Annotated in this window: 10 protein-coding genes; all 10 read left to right on the top strand. The window is 43.1% G+C overall.

Features of this window, described 5'->3' with window-relative positions:
* Positions 1-93 precede the first annotated feature (93 nt).
* The 10 genes from AB3489_RS10935 (at position 94) to AB3489_RS10890 (ending at position 12,542) form a co-directional block, all read left to right on the top strand.
* Positions 94-642 (top strand): Gx transporter family protein, encoded by a 549-nt coding sequence (locus tag AB3489_RS10935; RefSeq protein ID WP_368292899.1) that lies wholly within the window; start codon positions 94-96, stop codon positions 640-642.
* Between the two features lie 243 nt (positions 643-885).
* Positions 886-1,092, top strand: coding sequence for a hypothetical protein (locus AB3489_RS10930; protein ID WP_015044371.1), 207 nt, complete (start codon positions 886-888; stop codon positions 1,090-1,092).
* Positions 1,093-1,393: 301 nt separating this feature from the next.
* Positions 1,394-2,011: a TetR/AcrR family transcriptional regulator gene (locus AB3489_RS10925; protein ID WP_368292898.1), complete on the top strand. Its 618-nt coding sequence runs from the start codon at positions 1,394-1,396 to the stop codon at positions 2,009-2,011.
* Positions 2,004-2,369 (top strand): response regulator, encoded by a 366-nt coding sequence (locus AB3489_RS10920; protein WP_368292897.1) that lies wholly within the window; start codon positions 2,004-2,006, stop codon positions 2,367-2,369. The genes AB3489_RS10925 and AB3489_RS10920 overlap by 8 nt, the downstream gene beginning before the upstream one ends.
* 30 nt (positions 2,370-2,399) lie before the next feature.
* Positions 2,400-4,547: a chemotaxis protein CheW gene (locus AB3489_RS10915; protein ID WP_368292896.1), complete on the top strand. Its 2,148-nt coding sequence runs from the start codon at positions 2,400-2,402 to the stop codon at positions 4,545-4,547.
* Positions 4,548-4,566: 19 nt separating this feature from the next.
* Positions 4,567-5,076, top strand: coding sequence for a chemotaxis protein CheW (locus AB3489_RS10910; RefSeq protein ID WP_015044367.1), 510 nt, complete (start codon positions 4,567-4,569; stop codon positions 5,074-5,076).
* The gene (locus AB3489_RS10905) at positions 5,073-6,743 is read left to right on the top strand and encodes a methyl-accepting chemotaxis protein (protein WP_025205330.1); all 1,671 of its coding nucleotides are present in this window, start codon (positions 5,073-5,075) and stop codon (positions 6,741-6,743) included. Before AB3489_RS10910 ends, AB3489_RS10905 begins: the two co-directional genes overlap by 4 nt.
* A 103-nt stretch (positions 6,744-6,846) precedes the next feature.
* Entirely contained in the window at positions 6,847-7,662 is an 816-nt protein-coding gene (locus AB3489_RS10900; RefSeq protein ID WP_287895335.1) for a protein-glutamate O-methyltransferase CheR, read from the top strand.
* A 22-nt stretch (positions 7,663-7,684) separates the two neighbouring features.
* A complete protein-coding gene (locus AB3489_RS10895) occupies positions 7,685-8,704 on the top strand; it encodes a chemotaxis response regulator protein-glutamate methylesterase (RefSeq protein ID WP_368292895.1) in 1,020 nt (339 codons plus the stop codon).
* Between the two features lie 13 nt (positions 8,705-8,717).
* Positions 8,718-12,542, top strand: coding sequence for a PAS domain S-box protein (locus tag AB3489_RS10890; protein WP_368292894.1), 3,825 nt, complete (start codon positions 8,718-8,720; stop codon positions 12,540-12,542).
* Positions 12,543-12,606 lie beyond the last annotated feature (64 nt).

Below are 12,606 nucleotides of genomic sequence, written 5' to 3'. Positions count from 1 at the left end.
TGTTTCGTATGAATAATAGTACTTATATGGGTTTAATGCAAATAAAAATTGCATGATCTAAAGGGATTGCATAATTCGGAGGAAGATCCAGTTATGGAATATGTCAAAAATGTGATATCAACAAAGAAACTGGCTGTTATTGCCATTCTCGTGGCGCAAGCCTCCGTTCTTCATTATCTTGAGAGTATGTTCCCTAGTCCGCTGCCTATACCGGGAGTGAAGCTGGGTTTGGCCAATATTATTACCTTGGTGGCTTTGGTCGTCTTTGATTTTAAGACGGCCCTGCAGATTACCGTAATGCGGACAATTCTCGGCTCTCTGCTCAGTGGGACCTTATTCGGCATGGGTTTTTTTATGAGCTTTTTAGGCGCTGTTGCAGCTGCGATCGTCATGGCAGTGCTGTTACATCTATTTACAGGTCTGAGTATGGTTGGTATCAGTGTAGCAGGGGCTGTAGCCCATAATCTCGGGCAATTGGCCATGGCAGCCTTGGTTCTAAGGTTTTCAGGGATCTTTTTTTACTTGCCTGTTATGCTACTGTTTTCAGTGCCTACCGGAATCATAACCGGAATTATCATTAATGAACTGGTGAAATATATCAAGGCAACAAACCGGTTTAATAACCTGCTCGACGACACGTAAAATCTGCTAATTAATTAGACATACTACAACTTTTCAATTTGTTTTTCAATCATTTTTGACAAGCATTTCTCATTCATGTAATATGAATGATGATTGTCAGACTAAAAAGGAGGTGCGATTATGTTTGAAGTTACTGAAATCGCGGCCAAGAGAATTAAAGACATCATGGTGACTCAGAATATGGATGATTCTTACTTGCGGCTCTATGTAGCCGGCATTGGCTGAAGGGGGCCGAATTACGGCATGACTCTGGATGAGTCAAAGACCCCTGACGATATATTTGATGAACAGCATGGACTAAAAATTGTCGCAGACAAGCAATTTACAGAAGTTCTTGAGGGTGTTGTAATCAATTATATTGACACCCCCGATGGGGATCAATTTGAAATCAAATCACCCTTAAAAGGTGAGTGCGGATCGGACTGCAGTTCCGGAAGCTGCGAATCATAAAGCTCAAAAAAGAGATTGAATCAATCAAATTGCATCAATCTCTTTTTTGATTCCTTTAATCCAAATCCAACGAAAAAATATTAAATAGGGAAACAGGCTTATCTGATTTAACAGGAAGCCTTTTTTTATTCCCTAAAATTGTATGTAAGCCAATCCAAATATATTTAGCCATACGAAGAATATATCAAAATATTTAAAATATTATGTCAAAAATTGTAGACATTCGACAAATTATGCAGTATATTAGGTGTAAAAGATGGTAAGTAAACACTTACTTTCCAAGGAAGGAGTTTATTACCATATGAATTTACTAATACATCGGAAAGAAAGCATCATCTTAACGACAATTGATCTGATCGATAAATACGGAATCCACCAAATTTCGACACGCGAGATTGCAAAAAAGCAGAATATCACTGAGGGAGCCATCTATAAGCATTTTAAAAGCAAAAATGAACTGATGCTCGGCGTCCTGGATTATTTCTCGCAGTATGACAGCGACCTGTTCCTTACGGCCCAGCAGAAAGAAACCACGGAAGAAGCGATTATTTTTCTTGTCGAATCACTTTCTTCGTATTACGAAAATTACCCGTCAATCACCGCAGTACTTCTATCTTTGGAAATTATGCGCTATGACGAAGCGTTAAAATCAAAAGTCCAAGACATTTATTCAACGCGATTTGTTTTTTTAAAGAAAATTATTCAGAAAGGCCAGGAGACAGGGGAAATATCTCCGAAACTATCGAGTGAGATGCTAACTGATATTATTATCGGAACCTGCGTAGCGCTTTGTGCGAGGTGGAGACTACAGCAGTATTCTTTCTCTTTACGGGGAAAATGCCTGGAGGCAGTTAACACGATCCTGGGTTCTTTCATTCAAGACAAGATTAATCCTCAAAGGAGGGAGTCCATTGATTAAAGTACTGATTGTAGATGATGCGGCATTTATGCGGCTGGCGATCAGAAATATGCTTCAGAACAACGGTTTTGAGGTCGTCGGTGAGGCTGCGAACGGGTTGGAAGGCCTGGAAAGCTATAAACAATTGCAACCTGATGTCGTTACCATGGATATTACGATGCCTGAAATGTCCGGTTTGGAAGCATTACCTGAAATCATGAAATTTGATCCGAAAGCCAAGGTCGTGATGGTTTCCGCGATGGGACAGGAAAGTATGGTAAGGCAGGCTGTTGCGCTTGGTGCGAAGTCCTTTATTATCAAACCGTTCAAAGAGGATGTCGTAGTCAAAACCTTAAATCAGGTGAATGCATTAAAATAGTCAGTTGATATGTTTGGGGGGCAGATAAAAATGGCTGGTAATTATTCCAATGAATCCATGTTAGACCTGTATATTTTCGAAACGTCCAATCTGCTTGAACAGCTAGAGCATTCCATTCTGGCCAGTGAAAAATCCAATCATATTTCCAAAGATGATGTCAATGAGATCTTCCGGATCATGCATACCATTAAGGGCTCATCTGCAATGATGCTTTTTGACAACATCGCTTCTCTCGCCCATTCAATCGAGGACTTGTTTTATTTCATCCGCGAAAACGATCCACGGGAGGTCGACTGCTCCGCGCTTTCGGATATTGTGCTCGAAGGTGTCGATTTTCTCAAAGTCGAACTGGAAAAAGTCAAAGCCAAAGACCCCGTTGACGGAGATGCACAGCGTCTGAAAGAGACGATTGCAGATTTCCTGAACAAACTGAAATTACAAAATTCTTCAGCAGAAAAAGTATTTACATCCAGGAAAGAAACGAAGAAAAATTCAGTAGAAGATCTGAAGGACATACCAGAAGACATAGAAGAAATAACTGAAAAAATACCTGAAGAAAAACCCAGATATTATATTGCCCCGAACATAACAGAGCCCCCAGCGGCCCTGTCTAAAAAGAACTGGTACAAGGCTGTAATTTTCTATCAGGACGGCTGTGAAATGGAAAATATCAGAGCCTACACCGTCATCCATAATTTGAAAGAAATTGTGGACAAGTACATTTTCACCCCGGAAGATATTATTGAAAATGATCTGAGTGCTCAGGTCATTAAAGAACAGGGCTTTACAGTAGTCTTAAGGACAGATAAAAGCTATGAAGAAATGCATGAATTCTTCATGCAGACGATTTTCCTCAGAGAGCTGAAGTTGGAGCAGATCGAAGATCAGGAAGACGAACCGGTGATGAATCAGCATGAGAATGCTTTAACCCCACAGATTCCTGTCCTACGGGCAGTTGAAAGGGAGGAAAAGGCCGAGAAGGAAGTCTCTCTTTCTTCTGCCCAGCAGAGCATCATCAGTGTCAATGTCGCCAAGCTGGACAGACTGATGGACCTGGTCGGAGAAATGGTGATTGCCGAGGCCATGGTTACCCAAAACCCTGACCTTAAAGGGCTGCAGCTAGATAATTTCTATAAGGCAGCCCGGCAGTTCGGAAAAATCACCGGGGAATTGCAGGATATGGTCATGGCGATCCGGATGGTTCCGCTGTCGACAACCTTTCACAAAATGCACAGAATCGTACGCGATATGAGTAAGAAGTTGAACAAAGAAGTGCGTTTAGAGATCATCGGTGAGGAAACGGAAGTTGACAAAAATATCATTGAACATATTTCTGATCCGCTGATGCATCTGATCCGCAACGCGATTGATCATGGGATTGAGGCGGCTGGGGAACGGGTTGCGGCAGAGAAGTCCAAAGCTGGGACAATCACCCTGGAAGCAAAAAACGCTGGAAGCGATGTTCTGATCATTGTCAGGGATGATGGTAAAGGACTGAATAAAGAAAAAATCCTGGGCAGAGCCAGACAGAATGGCCTTCTGACCAAATCGGAACAGGAGATAAGCGACCGCGAAATCTTTAATCTGATCTTTCTGCCCGGATTTTCAACCAAAGAGAACATCACGGAATTTTCCGGAAGAGGCGTCGGCATGGATGTCGTCTCCAAGAATATCCAGACGGTAGGCGGATCCGTTTCGGTAGACAGCACTGAAGGTGCAGGCACTGCCATTACGATGAAGATCCCATTAACATTGGCGATTATCGGCGGAATGAATATTAAAGTCGGAAATTCAAGGTATACCATACCGACAATATCCATCAGAGAATCATTCAGGCCGAAAGAATCCGATATTATCAGAGACCCTGACGAAAATGAAATGATTATGGTAAGGGGTGAGTGTTATCCGGTTATCAGGCTCCATACGCTGTACAAAGTCAAAACTGAAATTACGGAATTAAGCCAGGGCATATTTATCATGGTTGAAGATGAAGAAACATCTTGTTGTATATTTGCTGATGAACTGCTTGGAGAACAACAGGTCGTTGTTAAAGCACTGCCGTATTACATTCAAAATTTTAAAAAAGATAACGTGTTAGGAGGGTGTACGCTTTTAGGTGACGGAAGCATTAGTTTAATCCTTGACATCCAGAGTATAACCAGACTTGTGAAGAAATAACAAGAAAGGAGTGATTTTAATGGCAGAAATGATTGCAGAAGATTATTTGGAAGAAGATACTCAGAAAAACAAGTTTTTGACCTTTTCTCTAGGCAACGAAATCTACGGGATTGAAATTAAGTACGTGACAGAAATTATCGGTATCCAGCCGGTTACTGAAGTGCCGGAGCTGCCCAATTATGTTCGTGGAATTGTCAATTTGAGAGGGAAGATCATTCCGGTCATCGATGTGCGCCTGCGTTTCAAAAAGCCATTTATGGAATACAGTGACCGGACCTGTATCATCGTGATCGACATTCAGGAAATATCAATTGGTCTGATCGTGGACAGCGTATGCGAGGTGCTTGTCATCCCTGAAGACGAAATAGTGCCTCCTCCCAGTGTTAACGGAGGTGCCAGTAACAAATACATTAAAGGAATCGGCAAGGTCGATAACAGTATCAAGCTCATTCTTGATTGCGACAAATTATTAAAAGAAGAAGAACTGTCTAATCTGACATCTACACTTAGTGAGGGGGTAATATCATGAATTTCAACAAGCTTCAAACCAAGATTTTAGCTGGCTATATTGTCATTGTCGTCATCCTGGCAGTCATTTCTGTAGTCACTTATACCCAGGTTAATTCTATGGTCAAAGATGTTAATCAGATGACCGAAGTCGAATTTGTGAAATTCCAAATTAATGAAGACCTGGCCTTAAGCTTCACCGATGGAGCAAGTCTTGCCAGAGCCTACATGTTGTATGGAAAACAGTCCTATGTTGACGATTTCAATGCGATTTCCCAGAAGTGCACCAAACTGCAAGAGGAATTGTTAGCCATGGAGAATACGCCTGAGAACAAGGCCATGGTAGAGAGAAGCAACGCCTGGACCGCTGCAGTAAGTGGAGAGCTGTTTGCGGCAGTCAAAGGAGGCAATGCTGCACAAATCACGGCAGTTGGAGCAAAAATTGCACCGGAAACAAAAGCCCTAATCGAATTAAATACGCAAATGGCAGAGCAAAGAGCTCAAAACATTGGTGCGGCAAAGGATCGTATTGCATCCAAAGAAACCAGAACTATAATTATACTGGCCGTCTCCACCTTGACCGCAATCGTTCTGTCGATCATCCTCGGATTTTTTATGGCTCGCTCGATCACAAACCCTGTCCGCAAACTGGTAGGAGTTTCCGATAAAATTGCTGACGGCGATTTGAATGTCGATATCGATGTCCACGGCAAAGATGAGATCGGAGCGCTTGCCAAATCGTTCTCGACCATGACGCTGACCCTGAATGAAGTGATCAGTAATATCAACAGTGCTTCCGAGCAGGTCGCTTCAGGCTCGAAGCAACTGTCCGATTCCAGTATGGCCCTTTCCCAGGGCGCAACCGAGCAGGCTAGTTCGATTGAAGAGCTGACGGCCTCTCTGGAAGAAATCAGTTCCCAGACCAAACTCAATGCCCAAAATGCCAATGAAGCAAACCAGCTGGCGGAAGAAGCCAAGAAGAATGCGGCCCAGGGCAACAGCCAGATGAAGGAAATGCTTAGCGCAATGGATGAAATCAATAATTCTTCCAATAATATCTCCAAAATTATCAAAGTCATCGACGATATTGCCTTCCAGACCAATATCTTGGCCCTGAATGCTGCTGTTGAAGCTGCAAGGGCAGGACAGCACGGCAAAGGGTTCGCCGTTGTGGCAGAAGAAGTCAGAAACCTCGCAGCTCGCTCAGCCAACGCTGCTAAGGAAACAACGGATATGATCGAGGGTTCGATCAAGAATGTTGATAACGGCACCCGGATTGCCAGCGACACGGCAAAAGAATTAAACAACATTGTCGAAGGAATTTCGAAGGTAGCCAACCTGGTGAACAACATTGCAGTGGCTTCCAATGAACAGGCCATTGGCATCAACCAAATCAACCAGGGTATTGCTCAGGTCGCGGAAGTCGTTCAGACCAACTCGGCAACTGCTGAAGAGAGTGCCGCTGCAAGTGAGGAACTGGCGAGCCAGTCCGAGCTGCTGAATGTTCAGGTTGCCAAATTCAAACTGCGGAAAAACGGCCAGTACGCTTCCTTAAAAGGAATCGAAAACATGAGCCCGGATATTCTGAAAATGCTCGAGAATATGAACAGTAGTAGTCCGACTCTTGCACCAAAGGAAAAGCCAAAAAAGAAAATTGTTCTGAGTGACGACGAATTCGGCAAGTACTAAGTGAAATGCAAGAGAAGAGAGGGCCTGATTCGAGGCTCTCTCTTCAGAATAACAGAAATTAGAAGTTTCTATAAAAAACGCCTGAAGAAGATGGTGGTCTGTTATGATAACAATAACGGAAAAAGAATTTGTGAAGTTTGCAGCGTATATCGAAGCTAATTATGGGATTCATCTAAAAAAAGAAAAGCAATCGCTGATTAACGGCAGACTGCAGGGTGTCCTTATCGAGAACGGCTTTAAAAGTTTCTCGGAATATTACGATTTCATTACTTCACATAACGGCGGGGAGGCCATGACCACCTTTATTAATAAGATTACCACCAACCATACGTTTTTTATGCGGGAAGCGGAGCATTTTACTTTCTTAAAAGAGAACGTTCTGCCTGTGCTGGCGGCCCATTGCCGGGATAAGGATCTACGGATATGGAGCGCGGCGTGCTCCAGTGGTGAAGAACCGTATACCCTCGCGATGATCATTGATGAGTTTTTTGGCAGAGAAAAAGTCTGGTGGGATACGAAGATTCTTGCAACGGACATTTCCGATAAAGCCTTAACGATTGCCAGAAATGGCGAATACGCCAATGATAAGGTTGCGGCGCTGCCAGCGCTGTGGAGAACAAATTATTTTAAAAAGCTCGACAGGGAAAAATCAATTGTTGTAGAAAAAATTAAGAATGAAGTGATCTTCCGCAACTTTAATCTGATGGAAAAGGTATTTCCTTTTAAAAAGAAGTTCCATGTGATCTTTTGCCGAAATGTGATGATTTACTTTGACGGGCCAACCAAAGAACAGCTTGTTCAGAAATTTTATGACATGACTGAGTATGGCGGCTACCTGTTCATCGGTCATTCGGAATCACTCAACAAAGATACAACCCAATATAAATATGTCATGCCAGCCGTATACAGAAAAGAATAATATTTAGAAGTAGGTTGATATCATGGCCAAAAAAAAGATTAGGGTTTTAATTGTAGATGATTCCATCGTTTTCCGGGAGATTCTGGCCAGAGGAATTGCCAGTGACCCGGAGATCGAAGTCGTGGGTATGGCCGCAGACCCGTTTGAAGCCAGGGATAAAATCCTGGAAGTTGAACCGGACGTCATGACCTGTGATGTCCAGATGCCCAAAATGAACGGGATTGAATTTATCTGCAAGCTGCTGCCGCAATATCCGATTCCGGTGATTGTGATCAGTACGGTGAGCGATGCTGTTTTTGATGCGATGAATGCCGGGGCTGTCGAATTTGTCGGCAAGCCGGATATGAAGGCTGCGCAGAGAGTGGAAACCTTTTTGAATGAGTTGAAGATTAAGATCAAGGTAGCCTCCGTCGCCCGGATTATCCCGTCGATGAAGGATACGACTGAAAAAGTTGAAAGTCAGCATGCCGAGAATTCGGAAAAAATCATTGCGATCGGCGCTTCCACCGGCGGAACGGAAGCCGTCTGCAATATCATGAAGCGACTGCCTGCGAATATGCCCGGGATCGTTATCGTCCAGCATATCCCTCCTGTTTTTTCCCGGATGTTTGCCGAGCGGCTGAATAATCAGACCAAACTGAAGGTCAAGGAAGCTCGGACCGGGGATTACCTGGAACAGGGAGTGGCCTTAGTTGCGCCTGGAGACCAGCATGTTAGAATCAAAAAGATAGCCAATCGATACAGGATTGAGTGCTTCGCAGGAGAAAAGGTCAACGGTCATTGTCCTTCCGTTGATGTCTTATTTGAATCTGTGGCCAAGGAAGCAGGCAAAAATGCGCTGGGTGTCATTTTGACCGGTATGGGGTATGACGGGGCCAAGGGACTCCTGCAGATGAGAAGAAAAGGGGCCAGAACGATCGGTCAGGATCAGGATTCCTGTGTGGTCTACGGCATGCCGAAAGTTGCTCATGATATCGGGGCCGTTGAAAGACAAACTTCTTTAATGAACATCCCTCAGTTAATTTGTACGATGCTGAAGTAAGGAATGAAGGCCAATGAATAAAAGCAAAAAGAGCTACAATGTCACAACAAATGAAATGGCGTTGGCTTTGGCGTGCATCGGAGATGGTGTCGTGTATACGGATCATCTGGGAACCATTTTATACATCAATGATTCCACTGCCAGGCTTTCGGGCTGGTTGCCAGAAGAGGCTCGGGGTAAAATATTTGAAGAAGTCTTTCCAGTTATTAATAAAGAAACCGAAGAAATAATGGATTCTCCGATAGAGCTGACCATTAAAAAAAAGAAAGCTCTGGGCTTAAAAAACCATTCGGCACTGATCAAAAAAGATGGCCAAATCATCTGCATTTCGGCCAGCAGTTCCCCAGTGATCGAACAAGACGGCCAAGTCAGAGGGGTCATCTTTGTCTTCAGGGACATCACCAGAATCAAAGAAATTGAAAACGACTATAAAAATGAAGCAGAAAATTTTAGGACAATCTTTTATTCGTCTCCAGTTAATATGGTTATTATTGATGAACTGGCGCACATTAGCTGCGTAAATAACGCAGCGCTCGAACTGATGCATGTGGAAAAACAAGATGTGCTTGGTAAAACATTTGGCGAAGCTTTCAAATGTGCAGCCAGCTTGGAACATCCCAGGGGTTGCGGCTACGCAGCGAAATGTAAGCAGTGTGAGATTACACATGCCGGCTTGCGGGCGCTTAAAAACAATGAATCTATCGAGGGGTTGGAGTTCTCCCAATCATTTATCCTTAACGGCAAGACAAAACAATTATGGTTTCATGTCAGCATCTCCCCGCTGATCGTAGACGGCAAAAGAAATATTGTTATTGCGTTAAATGACATCACCGAAGAAAAGATACTTGAAGAGTCACTGATTAAGTCCCGCGATTTCCAGCTGAAGCTGCTGGATTATTTCCCGGTTTCTATCTGGCGTTCCGCAGAAAAAGAAATGACTTACGTAAATAAAAATCTGCTGGATTTTTTGGGTATGAACTTTGAAGAGTGCATGAATATTCACTGGTTATCAGTCATACATCCCGAAGACAGAGCCGCTTATAAAGAAATACTAAAAAATGCAGAAGCGAACCATACATCTTTTGAATATGAGCATCGCTTAAGATATCATGACGTGGAGTATCGATGGTGTCTCAGTTCAGGCGGCCCATATTATGATCTTGAAGGAGAGTATGCCGGCCTAATCGGCATTATACTGGATATCACCGACAGAAAGATTGCTGAAGACGCTTTAAAGCGCTATCAACTGTTGTCGGAAAATGCCAGGGATATGATTATGTTCGTCTCACAGGATGGGAAAATTCTCGAAGCCAACAAAGCAGCTTTGAAAGCTTACGGCTATGATGATCTTGAAATTGTGAAAAAAACAGTTTTTGATTTTGCAGAAGATGTGACGTTTGCCGGAGAACAACTGAAGATTGCCGTGGAAAAAGGATTCTTTATTGAAACAAACACCAAACGGAAAGATGGAAGTATAGTTCCTGTTGAAGTGAGTGCACAGACCACGATGATCAATGGCCAACAGGTGTTGTTGTGCGTGCTTAGAGAAATAACCGAACGTAAAAAAATTGAAAAACAGCTGCTGGACAGTGAAACCCGGTATCGAAATTTATATAACAATGTCACGGATGCAATCTACATCGTTGAAATTATCGAGAATGATGACCGGATTGGGAAAATAATTGAAGTCAATGATATTACCTGTCAAAGACTCGGCTATACGAGAGAGGAACTCTTTCAGCTATATCTGCCGGATATCGTTAAATACGATACGAAAGATCAAATTGAACAATTGGAAAAGCTGATACAGCAGGGATTCGATACAGCCGAACATGTGCATGTCACTAAAGACGGAAGGGAGATCCCGGTTGAAGTCAGTATGCATCTGATAAATATTAACGGCAAAACGTGCATATATTGCCTGGCACGGGATATATCCGAGCGGAGAGCTTCGGAGCGGGCACTAATCGAGAGTGAAGAAAAATTCCGAAGCGTTTTTGAAAATGCCAAAGATGCCATTTTCCTGGAGCAGTTTAATGAAAAAGGTGAAGTCACGATTGTCGAAGTAAATGAAGTCGCTTGCAAAGGACTCGAATATACGCGGGATGAGCTGATCGGACATTCGCCAAAGATGATCTCCAGAATAGGCAAAGCGGAAGTGGATATATTGATGACTCAAGTTCGAAACTATCAAACCTATGTGTTTGAAGATATCCACATTTCCAAAAATGGCAGAGAGATTCCCGTTGAGATCAATATACGGCAATTTAAACTTAATCATATAGACTATCTCATTCTCATTGCACGGGATATTACGGAGAGAAAAAAGAATGAGGAGAGATTCATCACGGCTAAAGAAGAAGCTGAAGCCGCGAATCGGGCCAAAAGTGAATTCCTCGCCAATATGAGTCATGAGATCCGGACACCGGTGAACGGCATCAACGGCATGATTGATTTAACGCTGGCCACTGACTTGAATCCTGAACAGCGGGATAATCTCGAAACGGCCAAAATCTGTGCCAATTCCCTGCTGGCGTTGATCAGCGATATCCTTGATTTCTCCAAGATTGAGGCCAGGAAACTCGTTGTTGAGAACATCAATTTTGACATGCATGATCTGGTTGAGAAGAATTCGAAGGTGCATACGCTGCGGGCCAGTAAAAAGAGGCTTCAATTAACGTATGATCTCGATCCCAGCATCCCGAAGTATCTGATCGGTGATCCGAACAGACTTAGGCAGGTCCTGAATAACCTGGTTGATAACGCAATAAAATTCACGGACACCGGTAAAATATCTGTCACTGTAAACAACGTTCTGAAGACAGATCAGGACATTGAACTGAAATTTGCTGTCCAGGATACCGGAATTGGTATTTCCGAAGAAGATCAGACCTTCCTGTTCAAAACATTTACCCAAGTCGACAGCTCTATTACCCGAAAATATGGCGGAACAGGCCTGGGGTTGGCAATTTCCAAGCAGCTAGTCGAGCTGATGGGTGGAACCATGCGGGTTAGCAGTCAAAAAGGAAGAGGAAGCACATTCTATTTTCCGATCAAATTTAAAATAGGAAAACAAGGCGAAACAGTGCCGTTCCTTAGACCTGACATCAGCCCAATGATCCGGCCCTTGCATGTTCTTCTTGCTGAGGATGATAAGGTAAGTCAAGTCTTTCTTCGCCGCATGCTGAAGGAAAGGGGCCATCAGGTTGATACTGCAGACAATGGTTTGGAGGTCCTGGATCTTTTTAAGAAAAAAAAATATGACTTGATCCTGATGGATATCCAGATGCCCGTGATGGACGGGATAGAAGCAACGAAAATTATCAGGGAATCTGAAGGCTGCCGAACCCATACACCGATCATTGCAGTATCTGCCTATGCGTTGCAGGGTGACGAACAAAGGTTTCTGGCGATGGGAATGGATAGTTATCTGGCAAAACCGATTGACATCAACGATCTAATGAAAAAAATTGGTTCGGTGGGTCAAAACCGGCAAGAATTTCCGGATAAGGTTGAGCTGGGGGATCACGGCGAAATTATTTTTACAAGTAAATCTGAGAATAAAGACACTGAACATTATACTTCCGTAATGCAGGAAATCGAGCATTGCATCAAAGAACTCGACGATCATTTCGAAAGCATGCAATATGAAGCGATAGAATCGATTGCCAACCGGCTGAAAAACCTGTGCAATCAGATTGAAGCAGATGAATTGAAATTCTGTGCTTTTAAAATCGAACTGGCGAGAAGAAAAAATAATATTGGAGATGAGATTGAGTATTTCAGCTTATTTAAAGAAGCGTATGATGTTTTTAAAAAGTCACTTAGCAATAATTGAGTTATAAGCTATTTGGCAATGAAGTACAAAATAACGACGTAACGACGTAATAGGAGGGATTCGG

It is taken from the genome of Dehalobacter sp. TBBPA1 (genome assembly GCF_040931655.1).
Lineage (GTDB): Bacteria > Bacillota > Desulfitobacteriia > Desulfitobacteriales > Syntrophobotulaceae > Dehalobacter > Dehalobacter restrictus.
This window is presented reverse-complemented; position numbering and strand designations above follow the sequence as displayed.